The organism is Streptomyces sp. L7 (assembly GCF_050990935.1).
Taxonomy (GTDB): Bacteria; Actinomycetota; Actinomycetes; order Actinomycetales; family Microbacteriaceae; genus Leifsonia.
The window spans coordinates 3,630,429-3,652,704 of record NZ_CP194644.1; the positions used below are offsets into that span (position 1 = coordinate 3,630,429).

Annotated in this window: 22 protein-coding genes and 1 riboswitch; of the genes, 12 read left to right on the top strand and 10 right to left on the bottom strand. The window is 66.5% G+C overall.

Annotated features, from left to right (window positions below; translation table 11 throughout):
* Nucleotides 1-220: 220 nt before the first annotated feature.
* Together ACR5MH_RS18355 and thiD are read right to left on the bottom strand one after the other, a co-directional pair.
* Entirely contained in the window at nucleotides 221-445 is a 225-nt protein-coding gene (locus tag ACR5MH_RS18355; protein ID WP_431348508.1) for a hypothetical protein, read from the bottom strand.
* A 185-nt stretch (nucleotides 446-630) separates the two neighbouring features.
* Nucleotides 631-1,500 carry a bifunctional hydroxymethylpyrimidine kinase/phosphomethylpyrimidine kinase gene (gene thiD / locus ACR5MH_RS18360; RefSeq protein WP_431348509.1) on the bottom strand — a complete coding sequence of 290 codons (870 nt, stop codon included), beginning with the start codon at nucleotides 1,498-1,500 and terminating at the stop codon, nucleotides 631-633.
* Between the two features lie 55 nt (nucleotides 1,501-1,555).
* Nucleotides 1,556-1,664, top strand: a riboswitch (TPP riboswitch).
* Between thiD and thiC the strand changes: the two genes are divergently transcribed.
* A complete protein-coding gene (gene thiC, locus ACR5MH_RS18365; protein ID WP_431348510.1) occupies nucleotides 1,663-3,396 on the top strand; it encodes a phosphomethylpyrimidine synthase ThiC in 1,734 nt (577 codons plus the stop codon). (Overlaps the previous riboswitch by 2 nt.)
* Here the strand turns inward: thiC and thiE are convergent.
* Nucleotides 3,393-4,034 (bottom strand): thiamine phosphate synthase, encoded by a 642-nt coding sequence (gene thiE, locus ACR5MH_RS18370; RefSeq protein WP_431348511.1) that lies wholly within the window; start codon nucleotides 4,032-4,034, stop codon nucleotides 3,393-3,395. The genes thiC and thiE overlap by 4 nt on opposite strands.
* Before the next feature lie 51 nt (nucleotides 4,035-4,085).
* Here thiE and thiO point away from each other — a divergent pair, with 51 nt between their 5' ends.
* The 5 genes from thiO to moeB are packed head-to-tail and all read left to right on the top strand — an operon-like array spanning nucleotide 4,086 to nucleotide 7,499.
* Nucleotides 4,086-5,063: a glycine oxidase ThiO gene (gene thiO, locus ACR5MH_RS18375; RefSeq protein WP_433862671.1), complete on the top strand. Its 978-nt coding sequence runs from the start codon at nucleotides 4,086-4,088 to the stop codon at nucleotides 5,061-5,063.
* Nucleotides 5,060-5,266, top strand: coding sequence for a hypothetical protein (locus ACR5MH_RS18380; protein ID WP_431347412.1), 207 nt, complete (start codon nucleotides 5,060-5,062; stop codon nucleotides 5,264-5,266). The genes thiO and ACR5MH_RS18380 overlap by 4 nt, the downstream gene beginning before the upstream one ends.
* A gap of 36 nt (nucleotides 5,267-5,302) precedes the next feature.
* On the top strand, nucleotides 5,303-5,500 hold the full coding sequence (thiS, locus tag ACR5MH_RS18385) for a sulfur carrier protein ThiS (RefSeq protein ID WP_433862031.1): 198 nt from the start codon (nucleotides 5,303-5,305) through the stop codon (nucleotides 5,498-5,500).
* Between the two features lie 2 nt (nucleotides 5,501-5,502).
* Complete coding sequence (locus ACR5MH_RS18390) at nucleotides 5,503-6,324, top strand: thiazole synthase (protein WP_433862032.1); 822 nt, start codon at nucleotides 5,503-5,505, stop codon at nucleotides 6,322-6,324.
* Nucleotides 6,321-7,499 (top strand): molybdopterin-synthase adenylyltransferase MoeB, encoded by a 1,179-nt coding sequence (gene moeB, locus ACR5MH_RS18395; RefSeq protein WP_433862033.1) that lies wholly within the window; start codon nucleotides 6,321-6,323, stop codon nucleotides 7,497-7,499. Before ACR5MH_RS18390 ends, moeB begins: the two co-directional genes overlap by 4 nt.
* 111 nt (nucleotides 7,500-7,610) lie before the next feature.
* Here the strand turns inward: moeB and ACR5MH_RS18400 are convergent, their stop codons facing one another.
* Nucleotides 7,611-8,609: an IS481 family transposase gene (locus tag ACR5MH_RS18400; protein WP_431346078.1), complete on the bottom strand. Its 999-nt coding sequence runs from the start codon at nucleotides 8,607-8,609 to the stop codon at nucleotides 7,611-7,613.
* Nucleotides 8,610-8,780: 171 nt separating this feature from the next.
* Nucleotides 8,781-9,971 carry a hypothetical protein gene (locus tag ACR5MH_RS18405; protein WP_431348513.1) on the bottom strand — a complete coding sequence of 397 codons (1,191 nt, stop codon included), beginning with the start codon at nucleotides 9,969-9,971 and terminating at the stop codon, nucleotides 8,781-8,783.
* A 321-nt stretch (nucleotides 9,972-10,292) separates the two neighbouring features.
* Between ACR5MH_RS18405 and ACR5MH_RS18410 the strand changes: the two genes are divergently transcribed.
* Together ACR5MH_RS18410 and ACR5MH_RS18415 are read left to right on the top strand one after the other, a co-directional pair.
* The gene (locus ACR5MH_RS18410) at nucleotides 10,293-10,793 is read left to right on the top strand and encodes an RloB family protein (protein WP_431348514.1); all 501 of its coding nucleotides are present in this window, start codon (nucleotides 10,293-10,295) and stop codon (nucleotides 10,791-10,793) included.
* A 163-nt stretch (nucleotides 10,794-10,956) separates the two neighbouring features.
* Nucleotides 10,957-11,358: a hypothetical protein gene (locus ACR5MH_RS18415; RefSeq protein WP_431348515.1), complete on the top strand. Its 402-nt coding sequence runs from the start codon at nucleotides 10,957-10,959 to the stop codon at nucleotides 11,356-11,358.
* A 13-nt stretch (nucleotides 11,359-11,371) separates the two neighbouring features.
* Here ACR5MH_RS18415 and ACR5MH_RS18420 read toward each other — a convergent pair whose 3' ends face one another.
* Nucleotides 11,372-14,104 carry an AAA family ATPase gene (locus ACR5MH_RS18420; RefSeq protein ID WP_433862034.1) on the bottom strand — a complete coding sequence of 911 codons (2,733 nt, stop codon included), beginning with the start codon at nucleotides 14,102-14,104 and terminating at the stop codon, nucleotides 11,372-11,374.
* 567 nt (nucleotides 14,105-14,671) lie between these two features.
* On the opposite strand from ACR5MH_RS18420, the gene istA reads away from it, so the two are divergent.
* Both istA and istB read left to right on the top strand, forming a co-directional pair.
* The gene (istA, locus tag ACR5MH_RS18425; RefSeq protein ID WP_407792084.1) at nucleotides 14,672-15,892 is read left to right on the top strand and encodes an IS21 family transposase; all 1,221 of its coding nucleotides are present in this window, start codon (nucleotides 14,672-14,674) and stop codon (nucleotides 15,890-15,892) included.
* Entirely contained in the window at nucleotides 15,889-16,671 is a 783-nt protein-coding gene (gene istB / locus ACR5MH_RS18430; RefSeq protein ID WP_407792078.1) for an IS21-like element helper ATPase IstB, read from the top strand. Before istA ends, istB begins: the two co-directional genes overlap by 4 nt.
* 40 nt (nucleotides 16,672-16,711) lie before the next feature.
* On the opposite strand, the gene ACR5MH_RS18435 is transcribed toward istB, so the two are convergent.
* From ACR5MH_RS18435 to ACR5MH_RS18450, 4 genes are read right to left on the bottom strand one after another with little or no spacing between them, the layout of a single operon-like run.
* The gene (locus ACR5MH_RS18435; RefSeq protein WP_431348517.1) at nucleotides 16,712-17,524 is read right to left on the bottom strand and encodes a metal ABC transporter permease; all 813 of its coding nucleotides are present in this window, start codon (nucleotides 17,522-17,524) and stop codon (nucleotides 16,712-16,714) included.
* Nucleotides 17,524-18,444: a metal ABC transporter permease gene (locus ACR5MH_RS18440; protein WP_431349459.1), complete on the bottom strand. Its 921-nt coding sequence runs from the start codon at nucleotides 18,442-18,444 to the stop codon at nucleotides 17,524-17,526. Before ACR5MH_RS18440 ends, ACR5MH_RS18435 begins: the two co-directional genes overlap by 1 nt.
* Before the next feature lie 2 nt (nucleotides 18,445-18,446).
* A complete protein-coding gene (locus ACR5MH_RS18445) occupies nucleotides 18,447-19,262 on the bottom strand; it encodes a metal ABC transporter ATP-binding protein (protein ID WP_431348518.1) in 816 nt (271 codons plus the stop codon).
* Between the two features lie 32 nt (nucleotides 19,263-19,294).
* Nucleotides 19,295-20,254, bottom strand: coding sequence for a metal ABC transporter solute-binding protein, Zn/Mn family (locus ACR5MH_RS18450; RefSeq protein ID WP_433862035.1), 960 nt, complete (start codon nucleotides 20,252-20,254; stop codon nucleotides 19,295-19,297).
* Between the two features lie 120 nt (nucleotides 20,255-20,374).
* Here ACR5MH_RS18450 and ACR5MH_RS18455 point away from each other — a divergent pair, with 120 nt between their 5' ends.
* Together ACR5MH_RS18455 and ACR5MH_RS18460 are read left to right on the top strand one after the other, a co-directional pair.
* Entirely contained in the window at nucleotides 20,375-20,764 is a 390-nt protein-coding gene (locus ACR5MH_RS18455; protein WP_431348520.1) for a Fur family transcriptional regulator, read from the top strand.
* 193 nt (nucleotides 20,765-20,957) lie between these two features.
* On the top strand, nucleotides 20,958-22,247 hold the full coding sequence (locus tag ACR5MH_RS18460) for a YibE/F family protein (RefSeq protein WP_431348521.1): 1,290 nt from the start codon (nucleotides 20,958-20,960) through the stop codon (nucleotides 22,245-22,247).
* Nucleotides 22,248-22,276: the final 29 nt, after the last annotated feature.

The following is a 22,276-nucleotide window of genomic DNA, read 5'->3' on the forward strand; positions in this document are numbered from 1 at the left end:
CGAGTGATTCCACATACGCCTCCGGTGTCATTCCTCGATCCGCGGAGCGGGTCAAGAGCGCTATGAAATCGTCGTGCTTGAACGTCAGTGTGAGCTCCCCCGAGTAGCTGCGCTGCAAAAACATGGCGGCCGCTTTCCCGTTGTGGTGAATACGCGAAGCCCCGAATTGGGATTTCAATCCAAACTTTAGACCGAATGCGAAGTCGCCACCACGGTCGTTTCACGCCGTGGAGTTCACCGTGAGCTGCCCGTGCCAGCGATAGACGGGTCGTATCGGATCGTTCAGCGCGAGGATGTAGTGATCTCGTACGCGAGATCTCCCGACCGCGGGGAGGTCGACGGATTGCGGTAACCGGCCGTCGACGAGTTCTACCCGACGTGAGATCGCACCACGGGAGGAGCGGAAGATCGCATCCCTGGTGAGTCGTCTCAGATCCTCGGTCATGCCATCAAAATACGCTCCGACGAGCGGGTTTGCACCGGGGATGCGCCCTGGGGATGCCGGCCGGCCCGTGTCGGGTTGAGACGTATCCGAGCCGAATGCGTTTCGACGGGCGGCCGGGCATCCCTGGGTGATCACCAGACTAAGGGTTGACGGGTCGTGTCCTCAATATGGAGGACACAATCCCGTCAATTCTTGACGGGTTCCGGTGCCGTACAGAGCTGCTTCCAGGCGCGGCTGAAGTGGTTGAGCGGGCCCGGGCCGTGGCCAACGTCCAGGTCGTCTGCGGACTGGAGGCTGGCTGTCAGCCATTTCTTGGAGACGTTCAGCGCGGTTCCCCAGTCGTCGAGGCGTGCGCGGTTCGTGGCGAGCGCCGCCGACAGTGAGCAACCGGTGCCGTGTGTGTTCGCCGTGGCGACGCGCGGGGTGGTGGTCCGGGTGACGGGTCGGCCGGTGCCGAGCGTGTCGTGGGCGTCGACGAGTGCGTCGGGGGAGGTGGGCCCGCCGAGGTGGCCGCCGGTGACGAGGACGGCGACCGCGAAGTGGGCGGAAAGCCGCTGGGCCTGCGCTATCGCGGCCTCCCATGACGACGCGCGTGGTTCGCCAGTGAGGACAGCAAGTTCGTCGAGATTGGGTGTGACGACGCTGCACAGCGGGAGGAGATCGCGGAGGGCGTGAGGGATGTCGTCGCGACCCAGCGTGCCGCCGGTGCTGGCTTTGAGGACGGGGTCGAGCACCACGATCGGCGGCGTGACCTTGACCAGCCAGGTCTCGACAACCCGTGCATTCTCGGCGGTCCCGAGCATCCCGATCTTGACGGCGTCGATGGTGACGTCGTCGCTGACCGCGTCGAGTTGCTCGGCGAGGAACGCCGCGGGTGGGGTGTGGATGGTGCGGACTTCGGTGGTGTTCTGGGCGACGAGGGCGGTGATGACGGCCATGCCGTAGCCGCCGTTGGCGGCGATGCTTTTGAGGTCGGCGTGGATTCCGGCGCCGCCGGTGGGGTCGGTGCCGGCGATGCTGAGCACGCGGGGGATGGGTTGCTCGCCGGGGGTCATGGCGCGACGTTAGCAGGTCCGGTTCGACGGGTTCCGGGATCGTGCGCTATGGTCAGTGCATCCACACGGGGGCCCTCGCAAGGGCTGAGATCGGGCTGACGCGGCCCGCGACCGTTCGAACCTGTCCGGGTAATGCCGGCGAAGGAAGTAGGAGTCTCCTCGATGGATTCTGTCGTATCTGCACGCGCTCTGGCTTATCTGCACGACACGGAGCACGACCTCCATGTGCCGGTCTCCCGGATCGGTTTGGACCCGTCTCCGGACGGCACCGCCAACCCGCCGGTGACGGTCTACCGGACCGAGGGCCCAGGAAGTGACCCGGTGGTCGGGTTGGCGCCCCTGCGCGAGGGCTGGATCGAAGCCCGCGACGACACGGAAGTGTATGAGGGTCGTCGGCGCAACCTTCAGGACGACGGCCGGTCGGCGATGCGCCGGGGTGAGGCGTCGGCGGAGTGGCGGGGTGCGAAGCCGCCGGTGCGGCGGGCGCTGCCGGGGCGCACGATCACGCAGATGCGGTACGCCCGCGACGGGGTGATCACCCCGGAGATGCGGTTCGTAGCGTTGCGGGAGAACTGCGACGTGGAGCTGGTGCGCTCCGAGGTCGCGGCCGGCCGGGCGATCATCCCGAACAACGTGAACCACCCGGAGTCGGAGCCGATGATCATCGGCAAGGCGTTCCTGGTGAAGATCAACGCGAACATCGGCAACTCGGCGGTGACGAGCTCGATCGCCGAGGAGGTCTCCAAGCTGCAGTGGGCGACCACGTGGGGTGCGGACACGGTGATGGACCTCTCCACCGGCGATGACATCCACACGACCCGGGAGTGGATCATCCGCAACTCCCCGGTCCCGATCGGTACGGTCCCGATCTACCAGGCGCTGGAGAAGGTGAACGGTGACGCGTCGGCGCTGACCTGGGAGGTGTACCGGGACACGGTCATCGAGCAGTGCGAGCAGGGCGTGGACTACATGACCGTCCACGCCGGGGTGCTGCTGCGGTACGTGCCGTTGACGGCGGAGCGGGTTACCGGGATCGTCTCCCGTGGCGGGTCGATCATGGCCGGCTGGTGCCTGGCCCACCACCAGGAGAACTTCCTCTACACGCACTTCGACGAGCTGTGCGAGATCTTCGCCCGCTACGACGTCGCGTTCTCCCTCGGCGACGGGCTGCGGCCCGGGTCGATCGCGGACGCGAACGACGCCGCCCAGTTCGCCGAGCTGGACACGCTCGCCGAGCTGACCAAGCGGGCCTGGGAGTACGACGTGCAGGTGATGGTCGAAGGCCCCGGCCATGTGCCGTTCCACCTGGTGAGGGAGAACGTGGAACGCCAGCAGGAGCTCTGCGACGGCGCCCCGTTCTACACCCTCGGCCCGCTGGTGACCGACATCGCCCCCGGCTACGACCACATCACCTCCGCGATCGGGGCGACCGAGATCGCCCGCTACGGCACCGCGATGCTCTGCTACGTCACCCCGAAGGAGCACCTGGGCCTGCCGGACCGGGACGACGTGAAGACCGGCGTCATCACCTACAAGATCGCCGCCCACGCCGCCGACCTCGCCAAGGGTCACCCGGGCGCACAGGCCAGGGACGACGCGCTGTCCAAGGCCCGGTTCGAGTTCCGCTGGCGCGACCAGTTCGCACTCTCGCTGGACCCGGTCACGGCGGAGGCGTTCCACGACGAGACCCTGCCGGCCGAGCCGGCGAAGACGGCGCACTTCTGCTCGATGTGCGGGCCGAAGTTCTGCTCGATGCGGATCTCCCAGGACATCCGCGACCAGTTCGGCGGCGTTACCGAGCAGCAGCGGGTCGCCGGGATGGCGGCCAAGTCCGCGGAGTTCGCCGAGGCCGGTGGGAAGGTCTACCTCCCCGCACCCAGCTCCACCCGGCCCTAACCGTGGTGCGTGAGGACCGGGAGCGCCGCGCGCAAGCGCCCGGCGCTGCCCGCCGGGTCAGCCGACTCGGTGATCGCCCGCACCACGACCACACGCTCAGCCCCGGCGGCGACGACCTCCGCGATGGTGGTCTCGTCGATGCCGCCGATCGCGAACCACGGCCGGGTCGAGGCGAAGTCGGCCGCGTAGCGGACCAGGTCGAGACCGACCCCGGCGCGGCCGGGCTTCGTCGGCGTCGCCCAGACCGGGCCGACGCAGAAATAGTCCAGGCCCTCAGCGGCGATCGCGGCTTCGATCTGCTCGACGCTGTGGGTGGAGAGCCCGATCGCCGTCTGCGCGCCAACGACCGTGCGGGCGACCGGGACGGGGAGGTCCTTCTGTCCGAGGTGCAGTACCGGGGCCTGGGAGACCAGGGCGATGTCGGCGCGGTCGTTGACCGACCAGAGCTTCCCGTGCCGGGCGGCGACCTCGGCGAGGACGGTGAGGACGTCGAGCTCCTCGCCGCCCTCGAGGGTCTTGTCCCGCAACTGGATGATGTCGACCCCTCCGGAGAACGCGGCGCCCACGAAGTCGGCGAAGTCGCCCTGACGGGTGCGGGCATCGGTGCAGAGGTAGAGCTGTGCGGCGGCGAGGGACATGAGGTCAGCGTAGCCGGGGCCGCGAGCCGCTCCGACCGGACCGTCGTCGACATAGCGGTCGTCGGCGGCGGGATCATCGGCCTGGCCATCGCCTGGCGGATCGCCCGGTCCGGCCGCAACGTCCGGTTATTCGACCCGGCGCCGGCCCGCGGCGCCACCTTCGCCGCGGCCGGGATGCTCGCCCCGGTGAGCGAGTACCACTACCAGGAGGACGCCCTCCTCCCGCTCATGCTCGCCTCGGCCGCCCGGTACCCGGAGTTCATCCGCGAGCTCTCCCCGAACGGCGAACCGACCGGGTATCTGCCGACGGAGACCCTGCTGGTGGGGGTCGATGCCGGCGACCGGCAGGCGTTGGCCGGCCTCCATTCCGCCCACCGTCGCTGGAACCTCGACGTCCAGAGGCTGACGACAGGCGCCGCCCGAGCGCAGGAGCCCCTGCTCGGCCCACGCGTGACGTCCGCCTACATTGTCGGCGGCGACCATCAGGTCGACCCGCGCACCCTCGCAGCCCGCCTGGTCGACGATCTGATCCGAACCGGCCGCGGCGTCATCGTGCGAGAGAGGGTGGTCGGGCTGCTCCACGCGGATTCGGCAGACCCGGACTCGCGCGTGACCGGCGTGCGGACCGAGAACGAGGAGGTCTCGGCGGAGGAGGTCGTCCTCGCCAACGGCCTCGGCGCAAACGAGCTCGAAGCCCTTCCGGGCGGATTGCACCTCCCGCTGCGACCGGTGTTCGGTGACATCCTGCGGTTACGTGTTCCGGTCGCCCTCCAGCCGCTGCTCTCGGCCACCGTGCGCGGCCTCGTCCACGGCGAGAGCGTCTACCTCGTCCCACGCTCCGACGGAACGCTCGTCATCGGAGCGACGCAGCGCGAGGACGGGATGCCCGGAGTCTCCGCCGGCGCCGTCCATCGCCTCCTGCGCGATGCGCAGGAGCTCCTGCCTGCCGTGGCCGACCTGGAACTGGTCGAAGCGACCGCGCGAGCCCGCCCGGCGACACCGGACAACGCCCCCTGCTCGGCCGGATGACCGGACCAGACGGCGCCGATGTGCCGGGACTGATCGTCGCCACTGGATTCTTCCGCCACGGCGTCCTGCTCGCCCCGATCGCCGCCGACATCTGCCTCCACCTCATCAACGGGGAGCACGACCCGCGTTGGGACGACATCCGTCCCGACCGATTCGCGACTCGAAACAGCCCCAGGACCATCGCAGGAAGGATCCGCGCATGATCACGATCACCGTCAACGGCCAGCCGCAGGAGAGAGGTGACACTGTCGGTCGCGGACCTCGTCGAGGAACGCACCGGCATCCGGGTCGGCGCTGGGGGAGCGACCTCCGGCGCAGCGCCACTCGGCATCGCCGTCGCGGTCAACTCCGCCGTCATTCCGCGCAGCGGCTGGGCGGGCGAAGAGCTCGCCGACGGAGACATCATCGAGATCGTCAGCGCGACCCAGGGAGGATGACCATGCTCACGGAAACGATCGGCCCGGACGCGGCCCCGGAGACCGAGAACCTCCCCGCCGGCATTCTCCGAATCGATGGCGTGGAGTTCACGTCCCGCCTGATCATGGGCACCGGCGGCGCCCCGAGCCATGCCGGTCTCGGCGCGGCACTGACCGCCTCCGGCACGCAGCTGACCACCGTGGCGATGCGCCGGCATGACCCCTCCGCCGAGGGCTCCCTGTTCCGCCTGATCGCCGACAAAGGCATCCGACTTCTGCCGAACACCGCCGGCTGCCTGACCGCCCGGGAGGCCGTCCTCACCGCTGAACTCGCCAGGGAAGCGCTCGCGACCGATTGGATCAAACTGGAGGTGATCGCGGACGAGGACACCCTCCTGCCCGACGGCGCCGAGCTGGCCTCCGCCACCGAGGAACTCGTCCAGCGCGGCTTCACCGTGTTCGCCTACACCAACGACGACCCCGCTCTGGCACGCCGGCTCGAGGACCTCGGCGCCGCAGCGGTCATGCCCCTCGGCGCGCCCATCGGCACCGGCCTCGGCATCCTCAATCCGCACAACATCGCACTGATCGTCGAGCGCGCGAACGTCCCGATCGTCCTCGACGCCGGCATCGGCACCGCCTCCGACGCAGCCCTGGCGATGGAGCTCGGCTGCGACGCCGTCCTGCTGGCCACCGCCGTCACCCGCGCCCAGGACCCCGTCGGCATGGCCACCGCCTTCCGCCACGCCGTGATCGCAGGCCGGCTCGCCGCCCTCTCCGGGCGTATCCCCCGCCGCACCAGAGCGCTCGCCTCCTCGTCGATGGAAGGCCGACCCGACCTGTGACCGCAACGACCGACCGCGACAGCATGACGCCCCTCGTCGAACCCGCATCCGAACTGGAGGCCGACGAATACGACCGGTATTCGAGGCACATCCTGCTGCCCGAGATCGCAGTCCTCGGCCAGCGCAGACTGAAGAACGCTCGCGTGTTCGTCATCGGCGCCGGAGGACTCGGCTCCTCCGTCCTCCTCTACTTGGCCGCCGCCGGCGTGGGAACACTCGGCATCATCGACGACGACCGCGTCGAGACGAGCAACCTCCAGCGCCAGGTCATCCACAGCGCCGACGACGTCCACCGCCTCAAAGTCGACTCCGCACGCGACACGATCGCAGCGCTCAACCCGCTCGTCCGGGTCGAGACCTACCCATTCCGTCTGACGGCCGCGAACGCGCGAGCGCTGTTCGAGCAGTACGACCTCGTCATCGACGGAGCCGACAACTTCGCGACCCGATACCTCGTGTCCGACGCTGCGGAGATCACCGGGAAGCCCTGCGTGTGGGGCTCCATCCTCCGATTCGAAGCGCAGGTCAGCGTCTTCTGGAGCGCGCACGGCCCCACCTACCGCGACCTCTTCCCCGACTCGCCGCCACCCGAGTCAGCACCGTCGTGCGGGGAAGCAGGCGTCTTCGGCATGCTCTGCGGCGTCGCGGGGTCGATGATGGCCGCCGAGGCCGTCAAGCTCATCACGGGTACCGGGCGATCCCTACTGGGACGGCTCGCCACCTTCGACCTCAAGGACGCCTCCTGGCGGGAACTCCACGTTGTCAGAGACCCCGCACGACACGTCCCCGCGCGTCTGGCCGACGACCCCGACTCGTGCAACCCCGAAGTCGTAGCCGACCATGACGTGGACTCGATCACCGTCCCGGAACTCGAGCACCTGCTTCGGGAACGCTCTGGTGGGAGGTCGGAGTTCGAGCTCGTCGACGTGCGAGAACAGGACGAGTGGGTCGCCGGACACATCCCCGAGTCGCGGCTGGTGCCGCTCAGCCGCCTCAGGCGAAACGCTGCCATCGACGGCACACCGTTCGAACGACGCATCGTCCTCTACTGCAAAGCAGGGCCGCGAGCCCGCACAGCGCAATCGATTCTCGGAGCTGCCGGTTACGCGGACGTCATTGTCGTGACGGGAGGGTTCGACGAATGGGCACGAAGACTGGTGCATGGAACGTGGTGACGATGGCGTCGGGCGGGCCGGTGTTCCGGGACGAGACACGGCCGCGCCGAACAATGGCGGTCACAGAGTTCCGACATCCTCGTCAGCCGGATTTGATAATCTGCTGAACCTCTAGCTGTAGTTCCCCGTGAGGTTGTGAACGCGGGCTGCGGGTGTTGAGCCGCCGATTCCGGTGTGGGGTCGGTGGTGATTGTAGTGATGGAGCCAGTGCAGGTAGGCAGCCGCGCGTGAGTCTTCGTCGGCGTAGGCGATGGCGTAAGCCCATTCGGTTTCCAGAGTGCGGTTGAACCGCTCGACCTTGCCGTTGGTTTGCGGTCGGTAGGGGCGAGTCTTGCGATGCTGGATGGTGCCGAGCGCGTCGGCGAAGTCGTTGGATCGGTAGCAGGCTCCGTTGTCGGTCATCACGGCGGTGACGGTGATTCCGGCATGTTGGAAGAACGCATTCGCGCGAAGCCAGAACGCGGCCGCGGTCTCTTTGCGCTCGTCGTCGAGAATCTCCGAGTAGGCCAACCGGGAGTAGTCATCGACGGCGTGGTGCAGATAGCGGTAGCCCCGTGAGGCGGGCGCTCCTCTGCGGGCAGCGCGCGAGCGGGCGGCTCCCGCTCGGCGGTTCTGCTCCGAGACGCGGCCGTGTGCCCTCCAGCCTCCGCCGTCGGGGACGCGGCCCTGCTTCTTGATATCGACGTGGACGAGCTGGCCCGGCGAGGCGACCTCGTAGCGGATCGGTTTCGGTCTGCGAACCGGTAACCCGGTGCTGGCGTCAAGATGGGTCAGCAATGGCATCCGGTAACGGGCCAACACCCGACCGACCGTCGAACGGTGCAAGCCGAGGTGATACGCGATCCGATGCGGACCCCACCGGCGCGTGAAGCGCAACGCGACGATCCGCCGCTCGACGCGCCGACTCAACCGCGACGGCGATGTCGATGGACGGCAGCTGCGATCAGTCAACGGCAAACCAGCCCGGTAACGGTCAGCCCACCGCTTCGCCGTGGCCGGCGAGCACTGGAACCGATCCGCAGCACGCCGCAACGGCCAGCCCCGCTCCACGACCAGGACGGCAAGACGACGACGCCCCTCCGGCGTCAACGGTGCATTAGCGTGAGTCACGAAGACCTCCGAGAACGATTGGTGTGTGGTAACCCACATCGTTCCGGAGGTCTTCGCCTAAGTCACGCGTTCACAACGTGTCGGGGAACTACATCTAGCCGTCGGGTCGGTCGTGGTGGCGAAACGATGATGGCCGCCTCTCGAGGCGGCCATCGCAATCGACGCAGGGAACTAGCGAGCGGGACGTGCAGCTCGAGCTGTCGTGATCGCAGTTCGAGCGAACTGGTTGCTGAACGTCTCTGCTTGGACCTTGACCCAGTTGTCATTGACTGCGAACGCCCAGAACAACAGCAACGCAATGTGGCCGAGAACGACGACGAGACCTACGAGTGGGACGGAGGTGAAGAACAGCACGACGGCGTTGACCGCCAATCCAGCGAGTATGACTCCGACCGCAACACCCTTCACGGCACGGGTGTTTCTTCGGAAGCCGTACCGAGCGTTCTCGTGTCGGACGAGGGACGCGTCTATCCCATCCCGGCGGATCACACTGATCGCCAGATCGATTGCCCCGCGGTACCGGGTGTCTGCCTGCTCTGGGTTGGAAGTCTCCTCCGCAGCGGTGGGGAGATCCTCACCGGTCAGCTGGCAGATCGCTTCGCGCAGCCGTCGACGCGATTCGGTGTCCCCGCTGTCGCGGTGACGCAGCGCCCGCGTCGTCGGCAGCCCATCCCACTCGGAGACGAGGCGCTCCTGCAGAAGTCGCCCTCTGCCTCGGACGAGTTCGTTCGCGACGGAGATGATGCCGACGACACCGAGGGCCGGGATGCTAATCCCGACCCACGGCGTGTTGACGAGGTAGAGGACGAATAGCAGCAGCGGCAACATCAGCACCACTGCTGGCGCAGTCCTCGCCTGCAGGGTGTAGCTGTCGAAGCCGCTAATCGTCTTCCTCCAGGGGGCCAATCCCGGTGATCGGACCCCAGCCGTCCCGCTTCGTTCCGGGCGACCAGTAGGCGATGGTCTTCCCCTCGGTGACATACACTCCCGCGCCACGTCGTCCCAGCGCGTTGGTGACCTTCGGTGAGGGTGCTTCTCGGAGTTCTTCGCGCTGCTGATGTAGGCGTCGGTCTTCCGGAACCCGTGGTCGATCGGTCCGAGAATCCGGTCGAGGATGTCCGGGCCGACGTTGCGATGGCTTCCGTGGTGAGGTGCCTGGAACAAGTCGAGCGGGTATGCGCTGAATGCTCCGACGTGTGCCTCATACTCGTCCGCTGCCGCCTCGAGCGAAGGGATGCCGGCGTCTCCGGTGAACATCAGCCGCTTCCCGTCGACCTGGAGGAGCGTGATTACCGAGCTCTTGTTCCGGGGGCTGGTTTCGTCGGAGTTTGTGAGCGTCTCCGACGGGTACAGTGCACGCACGCGCTCGAGGACCTTAACGCCCTTGGTAAGCGAGGTTGCAATTCCATTCTCCTGTAGAGAAAGACTTTGCTGGCGCGAGCGAGCTACGTGCTCTCTCGGAGTTCAGTCCACGCCGGAACGAGGTGTTCAGCCGCAACTATCTCAATGGGAAGTACGCAGCGATACCTCGTATCGATCAGCACGCGTTCTTGGATCTCTGGGATGAAACGGGTGAGCTCGAACCGTGATTCCCCCGCCCAGGACCTCGCTCGCAAGGCCCCTAGTCGCGAACCGAGGTCGTTCATTCTTGTGCTGCATGAGCGTCCTGTTCATGAGGAGTATGTGCAGTGGGTCAAGCAACAGACGCACCACCATCCGATCGCCCTGGAACCGATGCCCACGGACGATCCGCTCAAGAACATCCGGTTTGCCCGTGAACGCGCCACAATCGCGCGCGAGCAGGGCGCGGCGTACGACGAGGTCTGGTGCGTGTTCGATCGACTACCTGACGGGGTTGCTGAACTCGTGGCGGATAGTTCCGAGCTTTCTGGTGTCCGGCTTGTAGATAACACCCCCAACTTCGAATTATGGCTGCTGCTCCATTTCGCGGACTTGGCTCCGGGAACTAGTCCTGAAGTTCAGCTCGTCAAGTTCCTCCCCGGCTATCAAGGAGCGCTTGCAGGCGACGAGTCTGCGCTCCAAGGTCGATACGACCACGCAAGGTTGCGGGCGACGGCGCTTCCGCCTTCTCACGGGCACACCAATACCTTCTCGCTCGTCGATTCGGTGTTGCAGTCCTACGAAGACTTCAAAGGCGACGGCCCCGCGACTGTCGACCTCTAACCCGGCTAGCGGGGTCTGCCGGCTCCCGAGCGCCATCCATTTCCTTGCGTTTCGACCCGCTTCAGGTGGTGTATTGCGCCAGCCTTCAGCGAAGGCTTCGATGTATTGACACGGCGGCTGTTGCCTCAGTCCGGGTGACCGTGGCGTCGGGCAGACTGGTGGGGTGGAACGTGAGCCTCCGGCGCCAAGGCCGTTTGGTGTCTCTGCTGATGAAGCGGTCGAGTTGTGCCGCGAATGGATGATCTATCTGGGCGCAGTGGACACTGTCGCCGCGCAAGATCCTGCCCGGCAGCTCTGCGACCTCTACAGTTCCCGGTACCTCGCCTGGGTCGATAACGGACGGGGGAACCTGGATATCGATGCGGTGGAGAATGCTGCGAGGCTAGCGACCTCCGATGGCCGGCAGGCGTTGATCTTCGTGCGAGGGGGAGTTCGACCGGTGGCGCAGCAACAGGCCGACGCCCTGGGCGTGGCGATCCTCTGGTACCACGCTGTCGACGCAACCTTGGCGGGCGCGAGTCGACCCGGTCTTGCGGTCGTGGCCTCAGGGCTGAGGACGGCCTAATCCACCGTCCAAGTCAGAGGCGCAGGGAAGGCGACGGAGCTTCGCTCGCGGTCGACGCTCGTGTCGGGTCGGTGCGGGATGCTCGTGCGAGCTCGCGACGGGAGGCGATCCGAGACTTCTCGAGCGTCTCTTCTCGCGGATGGCGCTGCATGGTGTCGCCTAGTTCGGCGATCGCGGCCCGTGCGGTTCCCGCGATGACGACGGCTTCGTTTCTTCCTCTGCCGCGGGTGAGACCGACGTAGAGGCCGGCTGCGTCGACGCCGGGGCCGACGATGGATCGTTCGGTGGTTTCCCCTTGGACTCCGTAGACGGTGCCGGCGTATCCGAGGTGCAGGTGGGATCCGGCGTACTCGTGGGTGATCTTCCTGAGGTGGGACGAGTCGGTGAGACTTGTTAGAAGCACGTGGTCTTTGGTGATGGCCTTGATAATCCAGGTCTGGCGGTTCTCCACCCCGGACGTGTTGTCGTTGCGTCGAGTCTGAACGACGTCGCCCACAAAGCACGGCTGATCGGCCTGACCGAGTACCTGACGGTCGGTGGTGAGGTCGCCGGACGCGATGCGCTGAGTTTGGATGCTTTCGTTGATCTGTTGCGCTTCGGCATGGGTGGCGGTCACCAGGGCGATCGTCTGCCCGTGTCCGCTCGCGTCGAACCATCCGTCGACCATCGTCTGCCGGGCGTCGACCTCCGTGGTGACGGACGTGACATGCCCTTTTTCTATTAGCTCCCCTGCGATCCGCTGTCCTTCTTCGGCGCCGTCGGCGTCGCGGAGTCGCAGCGTGAGGTCGGCCCAATCGGGATCACGGAACCGATGGATATTTGTGAGTTCGATCCGGCCGAAGGCTGCGGATCGGAACAGGGCCATGGCACCGGAATGTCCGACAGGGAGGGCTTGGTAGTCGTCGCCGACCACCGCGATAGTTGCTCGTGTGCGTTCGATGACGTCCAGAAGCGCGTTTGCGGCTTCGAGGTCGAGCATGCCGGCCTCATCGACCACGATCCGGTCACCTGGTCGGATCGCGATTCGAGGGCCGCGATACTCCGCTCCGGTCGTGGGGTCGATAGCTCCGGGGAGCAGTCGCGTCCACTCCGTGTTGCCAGAGGCGCTCGTTGTCCAACGCCATCCGTAGTCGTGGAGGAGCTGGTGGAGGGAGGAGGCGGCGCTGTTGGTTTCTCGGCCGGCGACGGTAGAGGCCTTCTTGGTCGGAGCGACGATGATCATGTTGTGTCCGTGCCGGCGAAGCGCGGCTCCGGCGACCTTGAGCATGGTGGTCTTACCCGTTCCCGCGGCCCCGGTGATGGAGACGATCGAGGCTGTTCCGGCGAGGGCGGCAGCACCATCTGCCTGGTCGCCATCGAGGACACGCTCCGGGTCGAGCGCGTGAGCGATCGCCGTGATCTCGCGGGTCGAGACGGCATCTCCGGGTGCTGCCATCGCGTCGATCCGGTTCGCAAGAGTGGTCTTCAGAACAACGGTTGCGGTGGCCATCCGATGCTTGACGTGCTTCGGCGTGTCAGGATCGTTCAGCAACGTCACCGTGTAAGTGCGAGCAGCAGCCTCTGAGACCGCGTCAACAGTTGCGGCAAGTTCAGTGCGCTCGGCCAGAACCCCCGAGGCCGCGATCGCGCGGATGGCGCCGGCCCGGATGTCCAGGTCGCTGAATCGGCCGCCCGTGCCTGTTGAACGTGCATCCGCGTCAACGATTGCTCTGGCCGCGAGAAGCTCCAGGTCCAGGTCGTCGATCGAGACCGCAGCAAGGCGAACGGGGGAGGGGGTTTGTCTGATCGTCGGGTCCACCGAACTCAGCTCTTGCCGAATTAGCTCGGCCCAGTTGTCTTCGTCGAGGTGCCCGGGCTTGTTCGGCCGGTTGGCTGCCCACGCCCACCGGTCGATCTGATTCAGCACGTCGTGGGAAGGCTCCTGTCCGGGGTGCTGTTGCTTCCACCATGCGGTGCGGGCAATCTTGTTGGCTTCGATCTGCGCGGACCGCTTCGACAGGGGACGTACCAGGTGCTGCAACTGGGCGATCTCACCGTCCTCGTTGAGAGTGAACCCTTTCGCGGCGAGGGCGGTGATCCATGCGGGGTCGGTGCGGGCGGCGAGGTCGCCTTCGGCGTTGATGACGTTTTGGAACCGCAACGCAACCCGGGTGTCCAGGTTGGACCATTTCCCGTCGCCACCTTGGACTTTCACGTTCAACCACAGGTGCCGGTGCTTGTGTGGGTCCAGTGAGCGGGAGCGTTCATGCTTGAGCTCGACCACCTCGACTCGAGCGAGGTCTTCTCGGATGCAGCCGCCCTTCCCGCGCCGTGCGTTGAGTTCTTCCTGCCAGAGGTGGATGATCCGGTCCCTTAGTCGGTCCTGGAGGTCTTCGTATGCCGCGTTCAACTCCGGGTCCAGCATCGCCGCGATGCTGAACGACTTCGGCGCGTTGATGGTCGCATCCAGCACCAGGTCCGCGTTCGGGGAGGACATCTCGAACCCGCGATGCTCACCGGTGAGTGGGTCGCCGCCATCGACCCAGGTGCGCAGCTGCTTCCGGGTGAGCAGATCATCGCGGATGGACCCGTTCTCCACGATGTACCGGGTCATCACCGCACCCGCGTAATCCGCTGCCGCGAGCACCCCTTGCGCGGTCTTCGCGGTCAGGTGGGAATCGCAGACACCGCCGAACGCGTACGCGATCGCTTGCCTCACCCCATGTGAGGCAACCCCTCGTTTCCACCGCGCCACACCCCCGCGCATGGCGCCCAGGATACTCCCATTCCACAGAAAGTGCCTGCGTGCATTCGCTCTTGTTTATGTCTATCGCTCTTGTCGTGTCATTTGTGCTCCTTCCGTCTTCTGTCTCCATCACTGCTTTCAGATCTCCTCGTTTTGGGGTTTCCCTTGCGTGCTCCTTGTTCCGCTTCTCCTAGTTGCCTTCTTGGTCGCGCAGCGGCACGATCCTGACCGAGATCCGCGGTCCGCAGTACATCCGTCTCCGGCTATCTGCCCCTGTACATCGCGCAGCAAGGAGCTCGAACCGGGTCACGTAGGTCATCGGTTCATCCGCACGGAACCCGGCACGAATACCGATTCCAGCCCGATCCCGACCAGGTCCGAGGCACGCCGTCGGCTGACGCTGAAGGACGGACGCAGCGAATGAACCACAAGCGGCGCAACGCTCGGATCCCCTTCAAGCGCTCGGATCCCCTTCAGTGGCTCGAGCTCTTCTCCCGGGCGGGTCGGCCCTGTCGGCGCTCGTTAGGAATTGAGCAGAAACGCTCGTGAGGAATTGAGCACCTGATCCAGATTGGACGGGTGATCACCTTGGAGCATTGGGCCTTGATTCGGCGGCTGCACTTGGCAGAGGGAGTGCCGAAGGCGCAGATCGCCAGACAGCTCGGGCTGTCGCGGAACACGGTGGCGAGGGCGTTGGCCTCGCCAGCGCCGCCGACCTATCAGCAGCCGCCGAGACCGTCGGCGTTCGACGAGCTCGAGCCGCGGGTCCGGTCGCTGCTGGCCGAGTTCCCGACGATGCCGGCGACGGTGATCGCCGAACGAGTCGGTTGGGCAGGGTCGCCGTCGTGGTTCCGGAAACGGGTCGCCCTGCTGCGGCCGGAGTATTCACCGAAGGACCCAGCCGACCGGCTGGACTACTCCCCGGGCGACCAGGTCCAGTGCGATCTCTGGTTCCCGCCAGCGCGGATTCCGACTGGGACCGGCCAATGGGCGTCCTTCCCGGTGCTGGTGATGGTCGCCTCGTATTCACGGTTCATCACCGCCCGGATGCTACCCACCCGCAAGACACCGGACCTGCTGGCCGGCATGTGGTCGCTGCTGAGTGGGCAGCTGGGCGCCGTTCCCCGACGACTGATCTGGGATAACGAGGCCGGCATTGGCCGCCGCAACCATCTCGCGGAGGGCGTCACCGGGTTCTGCGGGACGCTGGCCACTCGGATTGTTCAGCTCAAGCCCTTCGATCCGGAGTCCAAGGGCATCGTCGAACGAGCGAACCAGTTCCTGGAGACCTCGTTCATGCCTGGCCGCCAGTTCGAGCACCCCGACGACTTCAACGCCCAGCTGGCGACCTGGCTGACCAGAGCGAATCAACGAACGGTCCGATCGCTCCAGACCCGGCCGACTCAGCTGATCGAGCTGGACCGGAGGTCGATGCTGGCGTTGCCGCCGTTGGACCCGCAGGCCGGGTTCCGCAACCGGATCCGGGTCGGCCGGGACTACTACACGCCCGTGCTCGGCAATGACTACTCCGTCGACCCGGCGGCGATCGATCGGATGGTCGATGTCAGCGCCGACTTGGAGCGGGTCCAAGCGCGTCTCGCCGGTCGGCTGGTCGCCGACCATCCCCGCAGCTGGGGACGCGCCGGACGGATCACCGACCCCGAACACGTCAGCAGCGCCGGCCGGCTGCGGGTCGCGTTCCAGCAACCGTGGCCGAAGACGATCGAGGATGCCGGGATCCTGCGGGATCTGGCCGACTACGACGCCTTCTTCGGCATCACCCTCGACCAGGAAGAGCACACCGCATGACTAGCACCGCGATCAAGCAGATCGACCATCTCGCCCGGGCGCTGAAGGCGCCGCGCATCCAGGAGCACGCTGCCCGGCTGGCCGAGCAGGCCCGCGACGCCGGGTGGTCCCACGAGGAATACTTAGCTGCCGTCCTGGATCGGGAGGTTTCGGCCCGGGACTCCTCCGGATCGGATCTGCGGATCCGGGCGGCCGGGTTCCCCGCCCGCAAGACGATCGAGGACTACGTGTTCGATCACCAACCCGCGCTGAAGCGCGACACGATCTTGCACCTGGCCGGCGGGGCTTTTCTCGCGGGCGGGCAGAACGTCGTCCTGATCGGTCCGCCCGGGACTGGCAAGACACACCTGGCGATCGCGCTCGGGATCAGAGCCGCCCACCTGGGTCACCGGGTTCTGTTCGGCACCGCAACCGAATGGGTAACCCGCCTGCAAGCCGCCCACACGGTTGGCAAGCTCGGCGCTGAGCTGGCCAAGCTGCGCCGTTACGGGCTGATCATCGTCGACGAGGTCGGCTACATCCCGATCGAGCAGGACGCCGCGAACTTGTTCTTCCAACTCGTCTCATCCCGTTACGAACACGCGTCGTTGATCCTGACCAGCAACATGCCCTTCGCCCGCTGGGGCGACGTCTTCTCCGACCAAGTCGTCGCCGCGGCCATGATCGACCGCATCGTCCACCACGCCGAAGTCGTCACACTGAAGGGCTCCAGCTATCGACTCCGAAACACCGAGATCGAGACGCTACCCTCCGTCCGCGCCGAAAACGCGGCAAACTAACCACACAACGAAGTGCTCAATTCCTCACGAGCGAAAGTGCTCAATTCCTGACGAGCGCTGACAGGCCCCGCCGCTGCCACGAAGCAATGCTGCGCCCGAGCAGATAGAGCAGTGCGCTGGTGGCGGTGACGAAGAAGCCCACTGGCCAGTCGCTGATGTAGGCGAGGGCGATGGATGCCCAGATCGTCGCGAGGGCGAAGGCGACGGACAACACGATTGCGGTGGCCGGGCGGCGGGTGAGGAACCGAGCCGCGGCCGGCGGCCCGACGAGCAACGCGAACATAAGGAGAGCCCCTACGATTGGTACGCTCATCGTCGTCGCGCAGGCGAGGATCAAACCGAAGACGACCGACATGGCTTGGGGGCTTACTCCGCGGGATGGCGCCATGTCGGGCAGGACCGACGCGGTGAGCAAGGGGCGGTAGAGCACGGCGATCGCGGCCACGCAGAGCGCTCCGAGCACGAGCATCGGCACGATCTCCAGTGTGGAGACACCGAGGATCTGGCCGAATAGCAGCGCGAAAACCTCGGCGGAGTATTCGGTCGAGCGGCTGAGGAACAGCGCTCCGAGGCCGAGCATCATCACCAGTGCCAGGGCCGTGATGACGTCACTGCGAGCTCGGCGCCCGAGCACGGAGATGGTCAGCGCTCCACCGGCGGCGAAGACGCCCAGCCCGATGAGCGGGTCGATGCCGACCAGGACAGCGCCGGCCGCCCCGGCGAATGCCCCATGGGGGACCGCGTGGGCGAGGAACGCGTTGCCGCGCAGCACCACGAAGAACCCGACGATGCCGGCGATCAGGGCGACGATCGTGCCCGCCTCCCAGGCGTTAACCATGAACGGTGCGAACATCAGCCCACCACCCGTGCCGGCTCGGAAGCGGGAGCCGCGATCATGGCGTCGGGGCGTGGTGCCCGCCGGACGGAACGGAAGTGGACGCTGATACGGACAGCGAGGTAGACGAAGAACACCAGGGCGACGATGCAGAAGCTGACGGGCCAGTTGGGGCCGCCGATCCAGTAGTAGCTCTCGTACGACACCCAGCAGCCCACCCAGGTCGTGGCGACGGCGAGCCCGGACGCGAGGAGCACGGCGAGGCCGGAGCGGCGTGTGAGCAGCAGCGCGGTCGCTGCCGGACCGATGAGCAGGGCGGTGGACAGGATCGCGCCGATGGTCAGTGCGGACAATTCGACGGCGAGCGCGAGCGCGATGAGGAACAGGATGCCGGTCAGGCGGACGGGCACACCGCGAGCGGTCGCGAGGTCGTGGTCGATCGACTCCATCAGCAGCCACCGGTAGGCGAGCACGATCAGCATCAGCGCGACGAGACTGAGGGCGACCACCAGAGGGATGACGCCCGGGTCGATGACGAACAGCGACCCGAAGAGCACCGAGACCGCAGCGTTGCTCGAGCCGCCGATCGTGGTGTCCCAGTAGAGGAACAGGGCAGTCAGGCCCAGCCCGAAGCCAAAGACGACGCCGGTGGCGACGTCTCGCCCCTTGAGACGTTGCACGCCGATGACCTCCATGAGGAGGGCGGCGATGATCCCGGCGCAGACGAAGCCCCACAGCTGGCTGATGCCGACGAGGAAGGCCGCCGAGCCGCCGACCGCGCCGAGATCGGCCAGTGCGTGACCCGCGAAGGACTGACCACGAACAACGGTGAACACACCGACCACGCCGGCGATCGCAGCAACGAAGCCCCCGACGATGAGGGCGGTATGGACCGTCGGACTGCTGAAGAAGCCGCCCAATATAACCGCGGCCAGCATTCTCACGAGCGCTCCTGTTGCAGCGCCGCAGGGCGAGACGGCCCATGGTGGACTTCGTCGGCGACCCCGCCCGTGCCGTCGGCGATGACCATGACACGGCCTTCGGCGCGGATCACGCGGATGGGACGCCCGTACAGACGGGTGAGGACATCGCTCCGCACCACTTCTTCCACGGAGCCAGTGGCCGCCCGGCCGGCGGCGAGATAGACGATACGGTCCATCACCGGCAGGAGGAGGTTCATGTCGTGCGCGGTCATGACGATCGCCACCCGGCGCGTGCGGCGCAGTTCGTCCAGCAGCTCGACGATGTCCTGTGCGCTCGCCGGGTCGAGATTCGCCAGCGGCTCGTCCAGCAGCAGCAGGGCAGGATCGCTGATCAGCGCGTGGGCCAGCAGCACGCGCTGCTGCTGCCCACCGGAGAGCTCGCCGATGCGCTGGTCGGCGAAGGAAACGGCGCCGACCGCGCGGAGCGACTCATCGACGCGCGCGCGCACCTTTCGACGGCGCAGCGGCAAACCGAGCCGGCCACCGTCCAGTCCGAGCGCGACGACATCCCGGGCCCGCAGTGGTGCGTCCGCATCCAGAGCGACCTTCTGCGGAAGGTAACCCACCCCGCCGGAGCGTGCGCTACGTCCCGGGCGATCGATGCGACCGGAACCGGGGCGAAGCACCCCGAGGAGGACCCGCAGCAGCGTCGTCTTCCCCGCGCCGTTCGCGCCGATCAGGCCTACAAACTCGCCGGGCGCGACATCGAGGTCCACACCGTCGAGGATCTGCTTTCCGGAAAAAGTGACACCGATTCCCCGGGCGGAGAGCACCCCGCCCGGGACATCCCCAGTTCGCGAATCCGTCACAGCTTCTCGGTGGACTGGCCGTTCGTGATCGCGTTCGTGAGCGCGGTCACCTCGGCCTCCATCCACTTCTGGTAGTGGTAGCCGGTCGGCATCGTCTCGTACACGCCCACGACAGGCACGTTGTTCGAGCGGGCAAGAGACAGGAAGTGCGAGGTCACCGAATCGGTCACCTGCTGGTTGTAGAGGAACACTTTGACGGCCTTGCCGGTGAAGAGCGCATCCTGCGCCGCGGAGTCCTGCGGCGACGGATCGGTGCCGTTCATGATCGCCGCCTGCAGCGACCACGGCGTCTTGATGTCCACACCCGCAGCCTGCAGCATGTAGTCCACCACCGGTTCAATCACAGCGACGGGCGCGCCGGCGTGGTTCTGCTTGAACGCTGCCAGCTGGTCCGTCCAGGTCTTCAGCGAATTGTCGAATGCGGTCAGCTGGGCCTGGAAGTAGCTCGTGTGCGAAGGCTCGATCTTGCCCAGATCAGCAGCGATCACTTTCGCGACGGCGGGCATCGTCTTCGGGTCATACCAGAGGTGCGGGTTTTCCGTGCTGTCCGGCAGGCCCAGGACATCCTGGGCCACGATCACCGTGCGCGTCCTGTCGGGCGAGGCCTTCTCGAGCTTGGCCATGAAGTCGTCATAGCCGACACCGTTCTGCACCACCAGCTGCGCGGTGCTCAGCGCGCTCGCAACGCTCGCGCTGGCCTCGAAAGTGTGCGGATCCGTGTTCGGGTCGCTCATGATCGCTGTCGCCGCCACGTACTTCCCACCGATCTGCGCAGCGACGTCCGAGTACTCGTTCTCCGCTCCGACGACGACGATCTTGCCGTCGCCGCCGGTGCTCCCGTTCGAGGACTGCGAGCAACCGGCCAGAGCCGCCGTCAACGCCGCGGCCGCAACACCGACGGCTACCAATTTGTTGATGCGCACTGACATCCATCCAATCCGGGGAACGTGTCCCATCTACGTCACTATTGATAAGTATTCTCAATAGGGCAAGGCTACGACACGGGGTTGCGATTACGCTAATCGTAACGATAATAATTCTCAATATCTATAAGAAGCGAGAGGGAGGGGGCGTTCATGGGTCCCACCGCTGATGGCGCTGCGCCATCTCGGCAGCGGGCGCACCGATACCGATCACTGGTCCTTTCCGCGCTCGCGGCTTTGGAATCGCCCATCTCTGCCCAGTCGCTGTACACCGCTTTGCGTGGCAGCGGCGAACGCATCGGCTTGGCGACGGTGTATCGCGAGTTGCATGCGCTCACCCGGAATCGACAAATCGAGGAAGCATTCGTTGGGGGCGAGACCGTCTACCGGGTTTCGCAACGGGACCTTCTCGTCTGCGACGGTTGCGGGCGCACCGAGGAAGTCGGCGCCGGTGTGACGGTCGAAGCGGCGTTGGACCGATTTTTCGGTGGCGCGCACCCGGTCACCGTGCACGGCGTATGTACCTTGTGCTCGTCGAAGTGACGAAGGCTTCCGCTCTCGAGAGGAACGTGGGTGTTCTCGCATCCTTCTCAGCGACTCGTTCAGGCCGCGGCGCTAGAGTGGCGCCCCGATCAAGCCGACCGGAGGTTTCATGGCGCACGCGCACGCTCACTCGCATGGCGGGTCCCTCCGGACGGGGCCGCGAGGCCGGATCCTCCGGAATGTCGTCGCCGCCGTGCTGGTGCTGGCTGGGCTGGCGACGGCGGCCGGCCTGGCGCTGCTTTGGCCGGATCATGGGAAGGTCGCGTCCGCGTCCTCCAAGATCGAGTTCGCGGCAAAGGGCACAACCTTTCCGACCGGGCGGATCGTCGCGCTGTCGAAAACCTGCCCGGGGTACTTCTCCTCGGGGTCCGCATCGACCTCCGCGCCCGGAGACACCCGCGCGTGCCAACTCGCGAAAGTGACGCTCCTCGACGGCGCCTCGAAGGGGAAGTCGGTCACCGTGCCGCTGCTGTGGCCGTATTCGAGCGCCGGCCTGCGGGTCGGCGACCGGATCGAATTGGTGGTGCCGCCGAAGGCCGCCGACGCCTCGTCGTCGGGCCTGGACGCGCAGACCCTCGCGACCGAAGCACAGGGCATCACCGTCAACGGCGTGGTGCGCGACCAATCGCTCACGGCCTGGGTGGTTCTGTTCGCGGTCATCGTCATCGCCGTCGGGCTCCTCCGGGGCCTGATGGCTTTGCTGGCGCTGGGCTTCAGCGGGTTCGTGCTCGTGGGCTTCGTGCTCCCTGCCCTTGTCTCCGGTCAGCCCGGACTGGCCGTCGCGGTCGTCGGGTCCTCGACGATCATGTTCGTGGTCCTCTACCTCGCGCACGGCCCTTCCATGCGCACGAGCGTGGCTCTGCTGGGTACCCTCTTCGGCATCGTGCTGACCGCAGGTCTGGCGCAACTCTCGGTCGGCACCACCCACCTGACGGGCGTCACCGGGGACGTCGGCGGGATGCTGGCCGGGTCGACGCAGATCGACTTCCGCGGCGTCCTCACCTGCGCGATCGTCATCGCCGGCCTCGGCGTCCTCAACGACGTCACCGTGACCCAGGCGTCGGCGGTGTGGGAGCTGCGCGCGGCCTCCCCTCTGCTGTCCCGCCGAGAGTTGTTCACCCGGGCGATGCGCATCGGCCGCGACCACATCGCCTCCACGATCTACACCATCGTGTTCGCCTACGCGGGGGCCGCCATGGTGACCCTGATCGTCATCTACCTCTACAACCGGCCGGCGGTCAGCCTGCTGTCGCAGGAGGACCTCGCCGCCGAAGTCGTCCGGACCCTGTGCAGCGCGATCGGCCTGGTGCTCGCCGTACCCGTCACAACCGCCCTCGCCGCACTCCTCGTGCCCCAGGAGCTCACCCGCGCCGACGAGAACCGCGTCACCGCGTCGCTGAAGCTGTGGTGGTACTCCTTCATCCCGCGACCCGCGCACGACGCCGCGCAGGCACCGTCCCGCATCGATACGGAGACCCATTAGGCGACGCGACGCGACTCTACATCATGTAG